Here is a 17,896-nt window from a genome sequence, read left to right as displayed (position 1 = left end):
CCGATCCACGCAGTGACAGCGTTTCTCGTCCAGGCGGTACCGACGAGGCGAGGACGGAGCGACAGGCCTCGTCGCGTCCGAATTAGTCCTCCCCTTCGACGCCCGTCACGTCGAAGCCCAGTTCCCGAATGTCCTCGAGGATCGCCTCGTGGTCCGCGCTCGCTTCGTAGTAGATGACGATGTCGAAGCTGCCCTCACGGAGCAGTTGCTGGCACTCCCAGACGAATTCCTCGTCCTCGAGGGTCAGCCCCTGATGCTGGTTCGAGGAGAAATCGGGGTCGTCGTTGCCCGAGTAGACGTAGCAATCGGTCGGGTCGTGCCCGGAGTGTTCGGCGATAACGTCGCCGACGTCGATCGTCGCCTGCATCATCTTGACGTCTTCCTGCCCGTCGTAGTCGGTGTGGACGACCGCCCCGTTGAGGGCGATGTCGCCGGGCTCGAGCAGTGCCTTGGTGCGCTGGTAGAGATCTTCGTCGAGCGCGTCGGAGTTCGTGTCTGCCATTGTCAGATCCGAGCATCGCCGGACTCATAGCCGTCACGATTCCGGGATCCCGAATAACCCGTCGTTCGACGGGAACTGATGGGTTCACAGCACCGTGATCGGTACGAGCATCGCACGTTCTCGATGCCACCCCCTCACACACAAGACACATAGTCGCCGCTGACTTTAATTCGAGTAATGAAGCGGTGGCTCCGTCAGCGCGTCGACGCGGCATACGAGCGCCTGCTCTCCAGGGAGATCTCCGGCGCACCGACCCACGTCGCGGTGATTCAGGACGGTAACCGACGGTACGCCCGGAGACAGGGTGATGACGCCCACGACGGGCACCGTGCCGGTGCCCAGACGACCGAGCGCGTGCTCGAGTGGTGTCAGGACATCGGCGTCGAGGAACTGACGCTGTACGCGTTCTCGACGGAGAACTTCGAGCGCCCGGAGGAAGAAAACGAGGCCCTGTTCGATCTCCTCTGCGAGAAACTCCGCGAGTTCGCGGAGGCCGATCGCGTCCACGAGAACGAGGTCTGTATTCGCGCGATCGGCGAGACCGACATGCTCCCGGAGCGAGTCCAGGATGCGGTCGACTACGCTGAGCGGCAGACTCGAGGCTACGATCGATTCGTCCTGAACATCGCGCTCGCGTACGGCGGCCGGTCGCGGCTCCTCAACGCCACCCGCAGCGTCGCCGACGGGGTCGCTGACGGCGATCTCGAGCCCGACGACATCGGCGTCGAGGAGATCGAACGGCGACTGTACGACCAGCCGGTGCGGGACGTCGACCTGATCATCCGGACCGGTGGCGACGAACGGACCTCGAACTTCCTTCCCTGGCACGCGAACGGCAACGAAGCCGCCGTCTTCTTCTGTACGCCCTACTGGCCGGAGTTCTCCAAGGCGGACTTTCTCCGGGGGATCCGCACGTACGAATACCGCGAGGAATCCTGGCGTCGGACCCGCGCACGGCGCGCGCTGGCCCTGCTGGGCGCCATCAGCGAACCGGAGCTCGCCGAAGCCCGCTCGGTCGTCGACCGCTTTCGCGACTCGCTTCCCACGGCCGAACGACCCGACGCCGAAGAGCTCGAGACGGGCGACTCGAGCGGCCGGGCTGCGGACTAATTACAAACCGCTCACGACAACACTTTAATCGGTACGGTGCACTGTGCGAGACATGCGCCGCATTGCCTTCTGTACCCTGCTCGGAATACTATTGCTCTGCGGGGTCGCGACGGGGTCCGCCGTCGGCACGGCCAGCCATTCCGATTCTGACGACGGCAACGTGACAATGTACCGGGCACACGACAGCACCGACCTCGAGAGCGCAGCGGACGTGCGATCGGGAATCGAAAACGGGACGATCGAGAACGTCTCGGAATTGGTGGTGAACGAGACGCTGGTGGTCGAAATCGAGTCCGATCGATTGGCCGCCGAACTCGAGGCCGAAAACGCCTCTCCGACGGACGCCTTCTTCGGCTCGAGCGAGGTCGGTGCCACCGATCGAGACCTTACTCTCTCAGGAACTCCGAGTGCACCGGGAGCAGCAGGAATTGAGGTTCCACTCGGATCCGAGAATACGACCGTTCACCGAAACGGAAACGTGACCTACGTGCTCGTCGATAGCGGTTCTGTCACCTCAGAACATCGTTCTCTTTCCGACGACTTCTATTCCTATTCGTTACGAGTTGAGACTGAATCGGTGACCCGAAACGTGAACGAACCCGAGGTTCGGTTTCACCGATCAGAAGTCGAGGTGTCGTATTTGGACGACGGCGAACCGCTTCCGGCTGAACGAATTCGGCGACACCTCGACGTCAATATCGGCACGACCGACGACTTCGAGGTCCGTCTCGAACTCGAGGACGGCGAGACACGGACTCCCGCTATCGAACCGGACGAAGGGTATGGCGAGGAGGGCACGTTCTCGTTCGATCTCGCGGATGTCGACCACGGAACGGCCTACACGCTCGAGTTCCGTCGCGACGGCCGGCCTGTTCGGACGATGACGGGATCCGTGCTGGAACCGCACGCCAGACTCGAGGTGCAGGACGCGAACGCGACGGCGAACGGATCTCACAGAACCGTTTCGAAGGCCATCACGGTAGCGGTCGAACTCTCTCACGGCGGTGAGATCCGGGTGACGGATCCGTCCGGTGATTCTACCCTCGAGGTCGAACACGTCGATCCGGGTGAGAAACGAAACCTGACGCTTCCGTTGTACAACGTCTCGCCGTCCGCGAACGAATCGGTCCACGTTCGTCTCGAGCGCGAATCACCTGCAGTCGACGCGTCCTATCCGAACGGGTCGCCGGCGGCGGTCATCCACGAGAACGGATCGGTGACCCACCGCACGCCGGGCTTCGAAGCGTCGACTGCAGCTATCGTCGGCGATCCATCGGCGTCCGAGAGTTCGACGAGCGACGACGGCTCCGCCGACGAGCCGCCGGCAGAAGACGGGATCCCCGGCTTCACTGCACCCCTGGCCGTGATCGCCGTTCTCGTCTTCGTGCGCCGTCTCGGCCACCGTCCATGACTCGCTTCGGCACGAGATGTCCACCGACAAGTTCTCCGGTAATTCCACCGACTAGCGACCGTACCGTCGCGATCGATTGCAGTACTCCCGGACCGCCCGCAGGAAGTCCCGTTTGCGGAAGTCCCGCCAGTTCACGTCGGTGAAGTACAGTTCCGAGTAGACCGACTGCCAGATCATGAAATCCGAGAGGCGTTCCGCGCCGGTCTTGATCACCAGATCCGGCTCCGACGGGAAGACGAGGTGATCTTCGACGTGCTCGTCGTCGATCTCGTCCGGGTCGAGGTCGCCCGCATCGACGCGCTCGGCGAGGGTCCGGACCGCACTGGTGAACTCGTGTTTGCCGCCGAGGCCGATCCCGATCCGGATCGGTGCGTCGGCTCGTGCCTTGTCCTCCGGTCCGCGAACGGCGACCGGTCGCGGCGCGTCGATCGTCTCGAGTTCGCGCTGGAGGGGTGGCACCGCCGCTGCATCGAGCACGCTCACGTACACCGTGATCTGTGAGGCGTACTCGACGGCCCACCCGAAGAACCGGGTGAGCGTCTCGTAGGCGCCCTGTTCCAACAGGTCGCGCTCGGTAATCACGAGTGCGACGTGATCGGGCGGGTCGGCCTCGTGACGGCGGATTCGGAGGGCCAGATACCGTTCGTACAGTCCCACGCTCGTGACTTTCCCGGCCGACAGTATACCGGTTACGGGTCGAACCGCGCGATACTCTTGCGGACCATAAAACACCGCTTCACTCCCCTGACGGTAGTGAAAATCGGCGTCGAGGTTGGTTCACGAAGCTTCAAGTAAACGCCACAGAAAGGCATCGATAATCGTGACTGCACCCGTTCGGCGAGCCGGCGTGTTCGCGGTCCTCTGTACGCTCTCGCTCGCCGTTCCGCTCTTCGGTCCGCGGGTGGGTGCCGCGCTCGCCGGTGTCGTCCTGCTGGGAGCCTACGTCGTCACCGACGGCCCCGTCTTCGACCTCCTCGCGTACCCCGGCGATTACGAAGACTCGCGGCTATACGGCCTCATCACGTTCGTCCTCGCGGGGGTCGCGCTCGGTCTCATGGCGACCGCGGCCTCGATGCCGGTCGCCGTCTTCGTGGGGACGATACTGCTCGTCGGCTACGGCAACTTCGGTGAGCAGCTCCTCCGACTGCGAACGGACGATTCGGTCGTCCGCGTCGCCGGGTTCTGTCTCGCGGCGATGGCGGCCGCCGTCGTCGGACAGGTACTCACCCACTCGCTCGTCGGGAACGCTATCGCGTCGGTACTGCCGACGCTCGTCTTTCTGGCCGCCAGCGGTGCACTTCTCGCCGCACTCCTCCGCGACGTGCTGTTGCGGTCGGACGATCCGATCGTCGTGCTCTCGGTCGGCCTCCTGCTCTGGCTGCTCGCAGAACTCGAGCCGGCCACCGGTGCGGCCGAGGTCGGCCTCGCACTCGCGATCACGGTCGGGTTCGGGTACGCGTCGTACGCCCTCGAGACGGCCTCCGTCGCAGGGATGCTCACTGGGGTGTTGCTGGGGCTGCTGACCATCGTCCTCGGAGGCTACAGCTGGTTCGTCGTCCTGCTCTCGTTTTTCGCCATCGGCGGCCTCTCGACGAAGTTCCGCTACGACCGCAAGCAGGCCCTCGGCGTCGCGGAGGACAACAACGGCGCGCGCGGGAGCGGCAACGTCCTCGGGAACGCCGCCGTCGCGCTCGTTGCAGTACTCGGCTACGCCGCCAGCGATGCCGGACTGCTTCCCCGCGAGCCCGAACTGTTCCTCTTCGCCTTCGCCGGCTCGATCGCGACCGCGATGAGCGACACCCTCTCGAGCGAGATCGGGAGCGTGTTCGATCAACCCCGACTGATCACGACGCTCGAGCCGGTCGATCCCGGGACCGACGGCGGCGTCACCTGGCAGGGCGAACTCGTCGGCATCGCCGGTGCGAGCGTCGTCGCCGTCATCGCGTACGGGCTCTTTCCAGAGGTCGGCCTCGTCGGTGCGGCGATCATCGCCACCGCCGGCGTCGTCGGAATGACCGTCGATAGTCTCCTCGGCGCGACGCTCGAGGGCTCGCTCCTGGGGAATCAGGGTGTGAATTTCCTCGCCACGCTGTCGGGTGCGCTCGCCTGCGCGATACTGGTGCTGTCGGTTACCATGCTGGGCTGAGCAGCGAGTCCTCCGACACGCATCCCGAATCCACCCCGATTCTGCCGCCGTCGTCGCCACTTTCCGAACCAGAAAACGCCGACCCGGTTTTTATTCGGCCGACCGCGACGGAATCATATGGTATCGAGACGATCGATCGTTCGAACGATCACGGGAGCGGTCGCCGGAAGCATTGCGCTCGCCGGTCGGTCGCTCGCGGAGACTGTCACTCCAGCCGGCCAGAAACGAGCACGGCCCCCAAGGACCGTCTCTGCCCCGACGACACTCACCGTCAGGGCAAACCGGTCCGCGATCGGCGCCGCAGGGGTTCCCGGTAGGCTCGAACCCTCCGTCAGGCTGCTCGAGAAGCGACTCGGTGCCGTCTCGCTCGCTGATATCGGCGCCGTCTCGGGAACCGGCAGGATCGCCGGTGATCGGCTCGTCGGCGGGACGGTCGTTGCGATCGGTTCGTTGGATCCCGATGCGATCCGGTACGAACTGCGCCGGCGGTCGTTTACGGCCGCCGGTTCGCGTGCGAATTTCGAGCGGTTCGTCTCCAGAGACGGACGAATCGCGGTCGGACACCGAGGGTCGACTATCGTTCTCGGGTACGGCCCCGGAACCGCCCTGGATACCGTCGACGCCCGTCTCGGCGTTCGCGAGGCGACCGCGACGAGCCGCACCCACCGCCGCACTCCACCTGCTGGCATCCGACAGCTCGAGCGAGTGCTCGACGGCGACGCGATCACCGCGGTCGCCCTCGGTCCAACGAGCAGCGACGTCCTGTCGACGGTCCTCGCGGAGGAATCGAGTCCGTTCGCGTCCCTCGTCGGCGCCGTCGATGCGATCGGAGCTGGGGCGACGGTTCGTGAGGGGAGCGGCCGAACTGCCCTTCAATACGGTTTCGTCGGCGATCCGGATCGACTCTCCACCGATCGCGTCCGTGCCGCGCTCGACGACGCCGACACCAGCGTCGACACCGTCCGCACCGGTTCACTCGAACGCGACGGCCGGACGATCGTCGTCAACGCCGACTGTTCGACGGACCGGCTCGTCGACGCAAATCTGAACGCGTTACGGATCGATCCGTCGACGGTCGATCGACGCCGTCGGACCGACTGAGCGCGGTGTCGTCCGCTCAGTCGTCCGCGGCGGAGAAGGATCCCGTCGAGGAATCAGTGGTCGATTGGTCGTCCGATCGATCGCGTTGCGGTTCGGGGACGGCGATCTCGAGGTCGTCGTCGGCTCGCGACTGCGTGGCGGTAACCGTAGTCGTCGCCCAGAGGGTCAGCAGTGCCCAGCCACCGAGTAGCACGAGCGCAGCCGTTGGCGGTGGAGTCATTACGAATCGCTCAGCACCGAACGTATATCAACGACCCGGACCGGTACCAGCCGCTGGGAATCGGTCGGCGTTCAGCCCCCGTTCGGCGGTCGCTCGGCGATATCGTCGACCGCGTGGATCTGAACGCCGGTCGGCCGTTTGGTGAACTGCCCGAGTGACCGGGCGATGATCCGGTCGACGCCGCGATCGGCCGCCAGATCGAGCAGCCGCTGGCCGAGAATATCGTCCAGGACGACCGTCGTCGGGACCGTCTCCAGGGACTCGAGGGCGGCGTAGGCGTCGGACGCGACGCTTTCGTCGATCGGTTCCGTTTCGGCATCGAGGAACCGAACGCGGTCGGTACCGTCTCTGATAATGGCGTTTGCGTGACCGTAGACGGTTTCGGGACCACGATCGGCGTCTCCCGCGGAGTCGGACTGTCGCTTCGACGCGGTGTCGTCGGGTTCGGCCGAGTTCCCTTCGAACTCGTCGGCGGAGCGGGACGGCGACTGTGTGTCGGTCGCGTCCGCTCGTTCGGTCTTCGCTTTCGCCGTGTGTCCGCCGCCGGGCTCGGCTGCCGTGGCCGTACTACCCGATTCAGTCGCCGTCCGCTCCGTCCTCGAGTCGGCGGCCGATGCCTCCGCACCCGTCGAATCCGAGTCGGACTGTTCGGGTTCCTCGTCGATCGTCTTGGGGGAGGCGGCTCTGGGATCGGACGGTGGCGGTGCCGGCGTCGTACTGCCGTCCGTCGCGGCGACGGCCTCGCGCGGTTCGTTCAGCTCCGAGACGGTCTCGTAGGGGACCTTGTTGCGAAGCGCGGCGAACAGCTCGTGGTGGTCCAGATCCTCTACGGAGTTGTCGGCGGGGGCGAAGGCGACGTAATCGATATCGCCGACCTGGGCGAGCTCCTCGAGGATGAGGTCGCCGCCGCGGTCGCCGTCGAGGAAGGCGGTCACCGTCCGGTGACGGGTCAGTTCGGCGACCGCGTCGGGGACGTTCGTCCCTTCGACGGCGATCGCGTTCTTGATGCCGTACTTGAGCATGGTGAGGACGTCGGACCGGCCCTCGACGACGATGATGGCGTCGCTGTCCGTGACGCGGGGGCCGGCCGGCAGTCCCTCGTACTCGGTGATGTCCTCGACGCGGACGTGCTGGCGGACCTCCGCGAGGATTTCTTCGGAGGACATGATCGTGTCGTCGAACCCCGTTCGGAGCAGTTCCTTGGCGCGGTCGACGACTTCCTTTCGCTTCGCCGCCCGGACGTCCTCGATCTCGTCCACCTCGAGGTCGGCCCGACAGGGGCCGATCCGGGTGATCGTCTCGAGGGAGGCGGCGAGGGTGGCGGTTTCGACTTTGTCGAGGCTGGTCGCGATGGTGACCTGTCCGTGCGACTGGCCGCCGGTGCTTGCGATTTCGACGTCGATACGGCCGACTTTTCCGGACTGGCGGAGATCGCGGAGATCGAGGTCGTCGCCGAGCAGGCCTTCGGTCTGGCCGAAGATCGCGCCGACGACGTCGCTCCGCTCGACGACCCCGTCAGCCGTAACGGTTGCGTGAATGAGGTATTTCGAAGTGTCTTCCATGGGAGATCTGTCCCCGAGAGGGGGCGGTGACGCGGGAGCCGCGTACAGAGACCGGTTTATATACGATTTCGTTCGTGGGGGGCAAATAGCTGTTGACCGCCGCGGGTGTTGCTCGCGGTCCGAATCCGGGACCGTGAGCGCCTGTCTGCGTCGTAGATGTATTTGTTGTATACTGTCTGAATCGGCACGAATTTATCGCGTCGCATCGACCGCGTACTCGTGAACGAAGCGATTCCCTATCGGATCTCGTCCATCGTTTGCGGTGGTGTTCTCGCCTATCAGGGATTTCGATCCGCAGGACTGGGACTGCGGTTGGTTGTCGACGAGTTCGAGACGCTCGTCTGTCCCGTCGACGACGGCGCGTACTCCCAGATCACGTTCACTATATTGGTTGCAGCTGTTCGCTGGGTAGGCTACGCGGTCGGACTCGAACCCGCGCCACCCTCGTCATCGACGTCGAGTACGGCAGGCGTCGGGACGGAATGACGGCAGACAGCGAGACGATATTACTCGCCTCGAGTCCCATCCTTGATACGTGGACGGCGTCCGACTCGGCCTGGAACGAATTTTGGTCGAATGCCACACGTTCCGAAACCGCGAGATTACTCCCGTCCGTACGAGCGACGGTCGGCTAAAAGCCCTCGAACGGACTGACTGCATTACGAGTAGACCGGATTCTGGTTCCCACCCGTCCCGTTCTCGAACGCCAGCCTACAGAGCCGACGACAGCGGAGAACTGGTCTCGGTGCCCCCGAACGATTTATATTTAAATATAATGAAGTATAATCAAATAACGTAAAATTCGATAATTATATCTACTAATAGTTCAATCTTCTATAGTGTATGCCGTCGCAAAAACCCTCCAGGCGAAGCGTATTGAAGACGATTGGCGGCACCGCGGCCGTCGCAAGTGCTGCTGGGCTCGGTAGCGCGGAGACCAGACAGGCCACGACGGAGACACCCTCAGAGCCGCCGTACGACTTCGAGTACAGAACGGTGGGAGACGATGTCCGGGATGCTGTCGGCCACCTGTGGTGGTTGCTGTCCGTCGACCGCGACAGAATCGACGAGTTGTTGGAGAAATCGCCCGCGAGCACGAAAGCAACTCGGCGGAAACAGGAAGCAGTCGACGAGCTACGTTCGACCTACGAGGTGGAGATAGAACGGGACGAACGAAACGAGCGAGAACTCACGTACCACCTCGTTGACCCCACAGTCCGTCCACTACATGAGACGGAAACCGGACTGGACACGATGGCGATGGACGAATCAAACAGCGGAAAAGACGCCGCCGAAAGCGTTGCCGAAAGTGTGAGTGTTGGCTTGCAGCAGGAGGCTGAGCCGAGGATCCAACCGATGCACTCCGGGACGATCCACAGGAAAATGGCAGCCGCTGCGGTCCAGGGTACCGACCACGAGAGTGCGACTGACACCCTGAAAGACGAATCAGTACGACCCGACCAGTGGGATCAAAAATGTCAAGTCTGTTCCAGCGATTGGCTGTCTCTGGGCGACAGATTCGATTTGGTCAACGTCTCCCCCGATGCGGTTGAGGAGGAGGTCCGGAAAGCGATTCGAGACATTGACGATTCTGCGAGCCCCCATCACATGTACGTTCCGGGTGGTGAGGAGTTCCAAGTCGACGGACTCCTCTCCGTAGTCTTGCCGCCGGGTATCTCTCTACTTCAGGTAGAAGTCACGGGGGCGGCACCACAGGATGCTCAGGCGCACTGGGAAGATGCAACGTCCCAGTACTACACTGATTATTACGAGCTTGGGCGTGCCTTCCACTTCCTGCAGGATATGTCCCAACCTCTACACACCGGTGCGATCGGTCCGCAAGTGCTGAACACCCAGGGCACGATCCATCACGCGTACAAGCGGTTCATAGATGACAACTGGGAAAATGCGGACGATACGTCTATAGATCTCGTCGAAGAGTTCAACAGAGGAACAGAGAGCCCACAGTGGGAAGGTTCGATGGAAGAAACTTGCGAGACGTTAGCAGATTGGACGTCGGCTTATTCCGAACAGGTCTACGAGACGATCGTCGACAACGGACCCAACAACCGTAACGACTGGGACGACTATGTGAAAGACACGGCGTACGGTTGCATGTGGTACATTGGGTCCTTCTCTCGTGGAGCGATCAACCAACTGTAGCCACGACTGGAGTGTCCATAACTGATAGTGACTGCTCTCACTATGCACCGGTGATCGCTTTGACTTGTCAAAACGATCACTGATAGAAGCCGACAACAGTCACTATGAGGCCGCTACTACAGTCGTCCGTGCCTAGTACACCGGTCGTCGTTGATATAGAATCGGCGACGGTCGGAACGTCCCGGCGGACGACCCGATGCAGCGACGTTTTGGATCGCCTGACGATCACCATCTCGGACGAAAATTACAAAATCATTACTATGGTTCCAGATATGAACCGAAGGACGTTCCTGTCGACAGCGGTCATTGGCGCGAGTACACTCTCGGGTTGTCTATCGATGTTTTCGTCGTCACACTCGGATACGCCTCTGCCTGACGTTCCCACAGGAGCGTGGACACAGTACGGAGCAGACGAAGCGAACACGTTCGCAACGGACGTATCCGCTCCATCACGGGGGAACCTGGCGTGGACGTCGGAGGCCTACACATCCTGGCAGCCTGTGGTTTCCGACGGAACAGTGTACATGACGAATTTCGACCCCAGCAACGACGGGAGTGCGATCGCGCTCGACGCACAGGACGGCACTGAACAGTGGCGAACCACCCTCAACGCCAGCGGACAACACGGGACTGTCGTCGTCGACGATCGATTTATCGTGGCCTACGACACGGAACTCGTTGCGCTCGATCCCCAAACTGGCGAGCAGATCTGGACGAAAACGACGAACGGAGTCGGCTCTTCGGAACTGCTCGTCGCAGACGAAAGCACCGGGACCGTACTGGTTGCTTCCGGCGGCGGCATTGAAGCGTTCAGGGCAGCGAACGGGGAGAAACTGTGGGAAACCGACACGGTACGCCAACTTGCCCGTTCGCCTGCAGTGTACGACGGGCGCGTGTTCGCCGTAGGGAAGGTGGATGGAGCGCCGTCTCTCGTTGCCGTCTCGCTGGAGGACGGTACAGAGCGCTGGCAGAGCGAACTCACGTCCGCACCCGAGTCCGCCGCGCCCGTCGCGGTCCAGGACGGAGTGATCGTCTCCGACGACCGTACGCTCGTCGTCCACGACAGGGAAACCGGTGATCGGCGCCGCGAACTCTACTCGTTCGGCGAGCCCGAAGATGTAACTCCCCAGTCGGTTGCCGCCGACGACGGTACCGTGTTCGTTATCGGCTCGCCCGGCGCCGTCGCAGTCGACAGCGAAACCGGAACGGAACGATGGCGCCGCGACGCTCGAGTGCCCCACTCAGCGGAGATCTGTGTTGGAACCGAAACGGTCGTGTTTCCGATTGACGAGCCTGAATTCGCACCCGAAAAGAAGACGATCAGCGCGTTCGATCGCGAATCGGGAGAGATGCGCTGGCACTACGCGTTCGATCCGGGCTTTCATCACAGCGTGACATCACCACCGGTACTGGTCGACGGAGCCGTGTTCTTTACAGCTACCAATATCGACGGTCTCGGGGCTCTCGGTGACGTACCCGCACAGGATAGCTAGTTCCCAGCGCCGTCCGTCCGCTCCGTGCGAGAAAGTTAATTGGGAATATTTTCACTGAAATCTAGATTTGAGAAGCCCACGACCGCGATGTATTGGTGTCGTGGAGCTCCTGGCACTGCCCGTTCTCCAGGCCGATGGGACCGCTCCATGATCTCGATTACGGAGGGTATGCGACCCACTCGTTCATTTCGGTGGCGAGTGATCCCGTCGTCCGGCCGGTGACCATCGATGGGATACTCGCGCTCGTCGGTACGGGGCTGCAGCTGCTCGGATAGCGGCCGATTTCGATGGGCGAAGTCCGCTGGCGCTACGATTCGAACCGACCGCAGTGTCAGGCGTCCGCCCGATCAGCGGTACGCCGGCCGGTACCAGTACCAGTAGCAGATCACCGCGAGCAGGACGGCCAGCCCCCCGAGGAAGAACAGCAGTCCCGGCGGGACCGTCTCGAGCACCGCCTCCGCGGCCTCCGCGCCCCCGTCGCTGGCGTTCTGGACGCCCTCGTTGCCCCCGTCTCCGGCCTGATCGGTCGCGAGTGCATCCCCGCTGCCCCCATCGTCGTCGCTCGTCGTATCGTTTTCACCGACATCGGTGACCGTGTAGTCGTCTGCCTCCTCCGTCGTTTCGGTCGTCGACCCGTCGCTGGATCCGCTGCCGTCCCCGTCTCCCGCACCGTCGGGCTGTGCGCCGCCGTCCGTCGACAGCGACCCGTTCGAGCCGAGCCACCGCGTGAGGGTATACTGGACCAGCAGACTCCCGCCCGCCAGCGCGCCGATCCCCCCGATCAACCGCGAGAGCGCCTCCTTCAACCGCGTCGCCCGGGACTCGTCGCTCGTCACAATCAGCGGTCCGTCGGTCGTCGAATAGACGCTCATCTCGTTGCCCCGGGAGGAGTACCAGGTGTCGACGACCTCGACGAGCCCCGCGTCCTCGAGCTTCTCGAGGTGGTAGCGGACGTTCTGGATCGAGGAGTCGATCGCGTCGGCGACGTCGCTGGGGGTTCCGGGTTCGTCGTCGAGCCGCGAGTAGATCTGTCGGGCCGTCGTCGACGAGAGCGCGCCGAACACCGCGTCGGCGTCCTCGCCTTCGAGGTCGACGACGCGCGGCTGGCCCTCTTCGACGGCCGTCTCGGAGCGAAAGGGGAAGAGACGAGCCATAGTGGGTTCGATTCATATTCGCTGACAAACACATATACGCTTTTTCCTCGGTGAAAGAACGACTTTAGCTATCGAAACCGCTCCACGGAAGCGCGACGCCGTATCGATGAATATATCTCTTCGATATCGACTTTCGAATAGTAAGAATTACCCACCTCGGGACGAAGGATCGGACATGCGCCGGAACGAACTGGGGCTGTGGGCCGCGGTCGGAGTCGTCCTCGCCGGACTCGCGATCCCGTGGTTCCTGTGGGGGTCGGCAACCGTCGTCGCCGGACTACCGGTCTGGCTCTGGTGGCACATTGGCTGGATGGGGATCGTGTCGGTCGTGTTCTGGGTCTTCACGCAGCGCGCCTGGGGAATCGGCATCGAACGCGACGGAAACGGTGACGCATCCTCGAGTCCGGACGGCGCCGAGCCGACTCGAGGGACGCGACCGGAGGGTGATTCGCCGTGAGCGTCGCGCTCCAGCTGGGTATCATCGTCGGCTACCTCGTGATCGCGCTCGCGGTCGGACTGGTCGCCTATCGGCTGACCGACCGCACGGCCGAGGACTTCTACCTCGCGAGCCGAACGCTCGGAACGGTCGTCCTGCTCTTTACCACCTTCGCGACGCTGCTGTCAGCATTTACGTTCTTCGCCGGCCCGAACATCGCCTACGCGCAGGGTCCCGAGTGGATTCTCGTCATGGGCCTGATGGACGGCATCATCTTCGCCGTCCTCTGGTACGTCGTCGGATACAAGCAGTGGCTGCTCGGTCAGCAGTACGGCTACGTCACGCTCGGCGAGATGCTCGGCGACCGCTTCGGCTCCCGGTGGCTCCGCGGGATCGTCGCCGGCGTCAGTCTGCTGTGGCTGTTTCCCTACGTCATGCTCCAGCAGGTCGGGGCCGGCACCGCGCTCGAAGCGCTGACCGACGGCGCGGTTTCCTACGCTGCCGGGGCCGGGCTGATCACCGCGTTCATGATCCTCTACGTCGTCGTCGCGGGGATGCGCGGGATCGCCTGGACCGATACGCTTCAGGGCGCGTTCATGCTCGTGACCACCTGGGTCGCGCTCCTGTGGGTGCTCGCGGCCGTCGGCGGTCCCGGCGCTGCGACCGAGGCGCTAGCGTCGAACCCCGACACCGGCGGTTTCCTCTCGCTCGGAAGCGGCTACTACACGCCCCAGTGGATGCTTTCGACGGCGATCGTGATCGGCTTCGGCGTCGCGATGTTCCCGCAAGTCAACCAGCGCTTTTTCGCCGCAGGATCCGAAACCGTCCTCAAGCGTTCCTTCGTCCTCTGGCCGATCCTCTGTGTGCTCCTCTTCGTCCCCTCGTTCATGCTCGGCGCGTGGGCCGCCGGCCTCGAGGTCGCGGTTCCGGAGGGTGCGAACGTCCTGCCACTGGTCCTCGCGGAATTCACGCCGACCTGGTTCGCGGCGCTCGTCATCGCCGGCGCGATGGCCGCGATGATGTCGTCTTCGGACTCGATGCTGCTGTCGGGCTCGTCGTACTTCACACGGGACCTCTACCGGCCGTTCGTCGAGCGGGACCTCTCCGACCGGCGGGAAGACCTGCTGGCACGCGGCGGGGTCGTGATCTTCGCGAGCGCGGCGTTCGTCGCCAGCCTGCAGCGACCGGCGACGCTGTTCGAACTCGGCGACGCCGCCTTCAGCGGCTTCGCACAGCTCGCACTACCGGTCGTGCTCGCACTCTACTGGCGCAAGATTACGCGTGCCGGCATTACCACCGGGGTTCTCGTCAGTCAGCTGTTCTATATCTCGAGTCTCTTCGTCGCCACCGTTCCGGGCTCGTACCTCGGCTGGTCCGCCGGCCTCGTCGGCATGGGCCTCGGGCTCGTCGTCACCGTCGTCGTCTCACTGCTGACCTCGCCGGCTGCCGCCGAGCGCCGCGCGATCTACTTCGACCGGCTGGGTGCGGACTGACCGGTCGACGAACCGCCACGCTGAACGGCCCCGACCGCATACGCGCTGCCAATGGCTATCGAGCTGCCGCCCGCGCTCGCCGACGACTGGCATCGCCACGGCGGCCGAACGGACGAGCGCAGCCTCTCTCTGGCGACGATCACCGCCGAGACGACCGTCTTCGAACATCGACCGACTGCCGACGCGCTCGAGCGGCTCCGCGACGACGGCGAGATTCCGGCACGGTCGCTGTTCACCGTCGATCTGCAACTCGCCCCGCCGCTGTCCGTTATCGGGCTATCGGCGGCTGACGCACTCGAGATGGCGGCCCCGAACGCTCGCGAGGGGTTCGTCGAGACGCTCGAAGCGGACGGTATCGTAGTCGGCGACGAACGCGCGAGCGAATTCATCGATCGGCCGGACGGTTCTATCGGTCATCTCACCGTGTTCGAGGTCGCGTATCCGACTGATTCGGGGGTAGCGGCCGACGGCGGGACTGATACCGACACCGACCCCACGGCGATCGCCGCCGAGGCCCACGTCGCCGTCTGGCCCGCCGGCGACGCCTACGTGATGGCCGGTGGCGTGTTGCCGCTCGAGGCCCCCGACGGCGCGGAGGTGCTCGCGGCCGCACTCGACGTCGACCCGGCCCGCGACCGCGAGGCGATCGTCGACCTGTTCCGCGGACTCGAACTCGAGGCTCGGGACGGGCCCACGGAGCCGGAGTGATTTCGTACTGCGTCGTCCGGACTGACAGCGGATCGACCCGTTGGCCACCCGCTGCTGCCGTGCAGTCGACCGCAACCGGTCCAGTTCGTTCTCTCCACTAGATGTTCGAAATAACACATTACCGGTGTGTTTATACCGGGGTGATTGTTGGGTATGCCATGGGCAAGCACTGGCGTTGGAACGAACCCGATCCGATCACAGATGGGGGCGACGTGATCGGCGGGCCGGGGCCGAACTCGACGGCCGGCGGCGGAGCGTACGAACTCGATTCGCAGTATCGATTCGTCGCCGTCGACGACACAGTGACCGAGCTGACCGGCTACGAGCGAGACGCCTTGCTCGGCGAGTACGTTTCGATGGTGTTCGACGAGGACACCGCTGACAGCGTCGAGGAGGTAGTTCGAACGCTATCGTCGATCGGTCCCGAATCGACCGATACCGACTCCGAAACGGGAGAGCTGGCAGTGCCTCCGGCCGAGGCCGCCGTTACGCTCGAGGCCCCGCTCGCGACGTCCGGCGGCGAATCGCTCCCGTGTACGCACCAGTTTCGACGGCTCGAGGAGCCTGCGGAACCGGATCGGATCGCTGGAACCGTTCGAACGGCTGCCAGTTCCTCGACCGAATCGGCTCCCGCTCCTGGCTGCGAACCCGCCGACTGCGCCCCGACTGCCGATGCGGCGCCGGACCGATCGACCGACCAGTCGACGACTCTGACGCCTCCGGCACGCGAGCTACTGACGCGACACGCAGGCGGGTTCTACACCCTCGATACCGACTGCCAGTATACGTTCGTGAACGACCGCGCCGCCGAGTTGCTGGGCACCGACCGCGACCGGTCACATCCAGTCGAACCGACCGAATCCGAAGACGCTGAATCCGTGCCCTCGCTCGCGTCGCCGTTCGATGCAGCCCACGAACGTGCACTCTCGCTCCAGCGCCCGATCACCGTCGAGGAGTACCACGAACCGACGTCGTCCTGGCTCGAGGCGCGCCTGTTCCCCACCGAGACGGGACTTGCCGTCCACCTGTCCGACGTCTCCCACCGGAAGGCGTACGAACGGGACCTCGAGGCTGAGAATCGACGACTGAAACGGGAACTCGAGTGCCAGCGCGAACGACGGACCACCCTCGAAGGGATCACCGACGTCGTTCACGAGATCACCGCCGCCGTCGTCGAGGGATCGACCCGCGAGGAACTCGAACGGGTAACCTGCGAAACGCTCGCCGGGTTTTCGGAGTACGAGTTCGCGTTCGTGGCCGCAGTCGATGCGAAGACCGGCAATATTCGGAACCGCGTCGAAGCGGGTGTCGACGGATACGTCGAGGCGATTCCGCTCTCGACAGACCCGGACGACCCGGCGGGCCGGGGTCCGTTCGGTCGGGCGATCCGGACCCAGTCGATGCAGGTCTCGACCGACGTCTTCGCCGATCCGGACTTCGAGCCGTGGCGGGACGACGCCCGCGAACACGACTATCGGTCCGCCGCTGCGATTCCCATCACCCACGAGGGAACGCTGTACGGCGCTCTCGGGCTAACGAGTGCGAATCCGGCGGCCTTCGAGGGAGACACCCGCGACGTCATCGGCCAGGTCGGCGAGATCCTCGGCCACGCCATCGCCGCTCGCGACCGCAAGCGCGCGCTCGTCAGCGACGATCTGATCGAACTCGACTACGAGATTCGAAACGCGTTCGAGCTCTTCGACGCCGCGCCGACCGACGAACGAATTCGCTTCGATCGAGTCGTCCGAATCGACGAGGACCGGTTTCTCGAGTACGGAACGACGACGACCGCGGCGCTGCCGGCCTTCGAGCAGCTCGTCGAACGTGTGCCACACTGGGACGAGGTGACCGTCCTCGACGAGTCCGACGACACCGTCGCCTTCGAACTCGAGATCACGTCGCCGCCGATGTTCTCGGTCGTCGCCGACCACGGCGGGTACGTCGAACAGGCCGTCCTCGAGGACGGCGATTACACGATGACGGTTCACCTCCCGCGGCGGACGGACGTCCGCGCCGTGACCGCGGCGATCAAGCAGGTGTATCCCGGCGCCGAAAACGTCGCCCGGCGACAGATCACTCCCGCTACCGAGTCCATCGATCGGATTCAGGACCACCTCTCGCAGGCGCTGACCGATCGACAGCGAACGGTGCTCGAGACGGCCTACTACGCCGGCTTCTTCGAGTGGCCCAGAGTGAGCACCGGCGAGGAGATCGCCGACCGGCTGGAGATCTCTCCCGCGACGTTCCACGAACACCTCCGCGCTGCCCAGCGGAAACTCGTCGTGACGGTGGTCGACAGTCCGGGATCGATCCTGCGAGACACGGCAGACGAGTGAGCGCCGACTGGACCAGTTCGCCTCAGCCCTCGCCGCTCCGATCATCGGACCCGGCCGACGA

Annotated in this window: 16 protein-coding genes; 11 read left to right on the top strand and 5 right to left on the bottom strand. The window is 64.0% G+C overall.

Features of this window, described 5'->3' with window-relative positions; genetic code table 11:
• Positions 1-82 precede the first annotated feature (82 nt).
• A complete protein-coding gene (locus tag LDB05_RS11890; protein ID WP_226004205.1) occupies positions 83-502 on the bottom strand; it encodes a DUF5778 family protein in 420 nt (139 codons plus the stop codon).
• A gap of 177 nt (positions 503-679) precedes the next feature.
• On the opposite strand from LDB05_RS11890, the gene uppS reads away from it, so the two are divergent.
• Positions 680-1,612 carry a polyprenyl diphosphate synthase gene (gene uppS, locus LDB05_RS11885; protein WP_226004204.1) on the top strand — a complete coding sequence of 311 codons (933 nt, stop codon included), beginning with the start codon at positions 680-682 and terminating at the stop codon, positions 1,610-1,612.
• Positions 1,613-1,664: 52 nt separating this feature from the next.
• Positions 1,665-3,023 (top strand): hypothetical protein, encoded by a 1,359-nt coding sequence (locus tag LDB05_RS11880; protein ID WP_226004203.1) that lies wholly within the window; start codon positions 1,665-1,667, stop codon positions 3,021-3,023.
• Between the two features lie 51 nt (positions 3,024-3,074).
• Here the strand turns inward: LDB05_RS11880 and LDB05_RS11875 are convergent, their stop codons facing one another.
• Entirely contained in the window at positions 3,075-3,680 is a 606-nt protein-coding gene (locus LDB05_RS11875; RefSeq protein ID WP_226004202.1) for an undecaprenyl diphosphate synthase family protein, read from the bottom strand.
• A gap of 163 nt (positions 3,681-3,843) precedes the next feature.
• Here LDB05_RS11875 and LDB05_RS11870 point away from each other — a divergent pair, with 163 nt between their 5' ends.
• Positions 3,844-5,169 carry a DUF92 domain-containing protein gene (locus LDB05_RS11870; RefSeq protein ID WP_226004201.1) on the top strand — a complete coding sequence of 442 codons (1,326 nt, stop codon included), beginning with the start codon at positions 3,844-3,846 and terminating at the stop codon, positions 5,167-5,169.
• Between the two features lie 117 nt (positions 5,170-5,286).
• A complete protein-coding gene (locus LDB05_RS11865; RefSeq protein ID WP_226004200.1) occupies positions 5,287-6,270 on the top strand; it encodes a hypothetical protein in 984 nt (327 codons plus the stop codon).
• A 16-nt stretch (positions 6,271-6,286) separates the two neighbouring features.
• Here the strand turns inward: LDB05_RS11865 and LDB05_RS11860 are convergent, their stop codons facing one another.
• Positions 6,287-6,490 (bottom strand): hypothetical protein, encoded by a 204-nt coding sequence (locus LDB05_RS11860; protein ID WP_226004199.1) that lies wholly within the window; start codon positions 6,488-6,490, stop codon positions 6,287-6,289.
• Between the two features lie 71 nt (positions 6,491-6,561).
• Positions 6,562-8,052 carry a DNA primase DnaG gene (gene dnaG / locus LDB05_RS11855; protein ID WP_226004198.1) on the bottom strand — a complete coding sequence of 497 codons (1,491 nt, stop codon included), beginning with the start codon at positions 8,050-8,052 and terminating at the stop codon, positions 6,562-6,564.
• A 219-nt stretch (positions 8,053-8,271) separates the two neighbouring features.
• On the opposite strand from dnaG, the gene LDB05_RS11850 reads away from it, so the two are divergent.
• From LDB05_RS11850 to LDB05_RS11840, 3 genes are all read left to right on the top strand, one after another.
• The gene (locus LDB05_RS11850; protein WP_226004197.1) at positions 8,272-8,538 is read left to right on the top strand and encodes a hypothetical protein; all 267 of its coding nucleotides are present in this window, start codon (positions 8,272-8,274) and stop codon (positions 8,536-8,538) included.
• Positions 8,539-8,895: 357 nt separating this feature from the next.
• Positions 8,896-10,215, top strand: coding sequence for a hypothetical protein (locus tag LDB05_RS11845; RefSeq protein WP_226004196.1), 1,320 nt, complete (start codon positions 8,896-8,898; stop codon positions 10,213-10,215).
• A gap of 338 nt (positions 10,216-10,553) precedes the next feature.
• Complete coding sequence (locus LDB05_RS11840) at positions 10,554-11,708, top strand: outer membrane protein assembly factor BamB family protein (RefSeq protein WP_343232847.1); 1,155 nt, start codon at positions 10,554-10,556, stop codon at positions 11,706-11,708.
• A gap of 347 nt (positions 11,709-12,055) precedes the next feature.
• Here the strand turns inward: LDB05_RS11840 and LDB05_RS11835 are convergent, their stop codons facing one another.
• The gene (locus LDB05_RS11835) at positions 12,056-12,862 is read right to left on the bottom strand and encodes an ArsR/SmtB family transcription factor (protein ID WP_226004194.1); all 807 of its coding nucleotides are present in this window, start codon (positions 12,860-12,862) and stop codon (positions 12,056-12,058) included.
• 175 nt (positions 12,863-13,037) lie between these two features.
• On the opposite strand from LDB05_RS11835, the gene LDB05_RS11830 reads away from it, so the two are divergent.
• The 4 genes from LDB05_RS11830 (at position 13,038) to LDB05_RS11815 (ending at position 17,835) form a co-directional block, all read left to right on the top strand.
• Complete coding sequence (locus tag LDB05_RS11830; RefSeq protein ID WP_226004193.1) at positions 13,038-13,319, top strand: DUF3311 domain-containing protein; 282 nt, start codon at positions 13,038-13,040, stop codon at positions 13,317-13,319.
• The gene (locus LDB05_RS11825; protein WP_226004192.1) at positions 13,316-14,791 is read left to right on the top strand and encodes a sodium:solute symporter family protein; all 1,476 of its coding nucleotides are present in this window, start codon (positions 13,316-13,318) and stop codon (positions 14,789-14,791) included. Before LDB05_RS11830 ends, LDB05_RS11825 begins: the two co-directional genes overlap by 4 nt.
• A 51-nt stretch (positions 14,792-14,842) precedes the next feature.
• Positions 14,843-15,499, top strand: a complete 657-nt coding sequence (locus tag LDB05_RS11820) for a DUF6517 family protein (protein ID WP_226004191.1) — start codon at positions 14,843-14,845, stop codon at positions 15,497-15,499.
• 158 nt (positions 15,500-15,657) lie between these two features.
• Positions 15,658-17,835: a bacterio-opsin activator domain-containing protein gene (locus tag LDB05_RS11815; RefSeq protein ID WP_226004190.1), complete on the top strand. Its 2,178-nt coding sequence runs from the start codon at positions 15,658-15,660 to the stop codon at positions 17,833-17,835.
• Positions 17,836-17,896: the final 61 nt, after the last annotated feature.

It is taken from the genome of Natrinema salinisoli (assembly GCF_020405205.1).
Classification (GTDB): domain Archaea; phylum Halobacteriota; class Halobacteria; order Halobacteriales; family Natrialbaceae; genus Natrinema; species Natrinema salinisoli.
Note: the sequence above shows the minus strand (reverse complement) of the source record. Positions and strands in the feature narration are given on the sequence as shown.

Excerpts from the sequence above, each read along its gene's own strand:
- LDB05_RS11845 (WP_226004196.1), top strand. The coding sequence starts at position 8,896 with ATGCCGTCGCAAAAACCCTCCAGGCGAAGCGTATTGAAGACGATTGGC.
- LDB05_RS11880 (WP_226004203.1), top strand. The coding sequence starts at position 1,665 with ATGCGCCGCATTGCCTTCTGTACCCTGCTCGGAATACTATTGCTCTGC.
- uppS (WP_226004204.1), top strand. The coding sequence starts at position 680 with ATGAAGCGGTGGCTCCGTCAGCGCGTCGACGCGGCATACGAGCGCCTG.
- LDB05_RS11865 (WP_226004200.1), top strand. The coding sequence starts at position 5,287 with ATGGTATCGAGACGATCGATCGTTCGAACGATCACGGGAGCGGTCGCC.
- LDB05_RS11890 (WP_226004205.1), bottom strand. The coding sequence starts at position 502 with ATGGCAGACACGAACTCCGACGCGCTCGACGAAGATCTCTACCAGCGC.
- dnaG (WP_226004198.1), bottom strand. The coding sequence starts at position 8,052 with ATGGAAGACACTTCGAAATACCTCATTCACGCAACCGTTACGGCTGAC.
- LDB05_RS11820 (WP_226004191.1), top strand. The coding sequence starts at position 14,843 with ATGGCTATCGAGCTGCCGCCCGCGCTCGCCGACGACTGGCATCGCCAC.
- LDB05_RS11860 (WP_226004199.1), bottom strand. The coding sequence starts at position 6,490 with ATGACTCCACCGCCAACGGCTGCGCTCGTGCTACTCGGTGGCTGGGCA.
- LDB05_RS11840 (WP_343232847.1), top strand. The coding sequence starts at position 10,554 with ATGTTTTCGTCGTCACACTCGGATACGCCTCTGCCTGACGTTCCCACA.
- LDB05_RS11815 (WP_226004190.1), top strand. The coding sequence starts at position 15,658 with ATGGGCAAGCACTGGCGTTGGAACGAACCCGATCCGATCACAGATGGG.
- LDB05_RS11830 (WP_226004193.1), top strand. The coding sequence starts at position 13,038 with ATGCGCCGGAACGAACTGGGGCTGTGGGCCGCGGTCGGAGTCGTCCTC.
- LDB05_RS11835 (WP_226004194.1), bottom strand. The coding sequence starts at position 12,862 with ATGGCTCGTCTCTTCCCCTTTCGCTCCGAGACGGCCGTCGAAGAGGGC.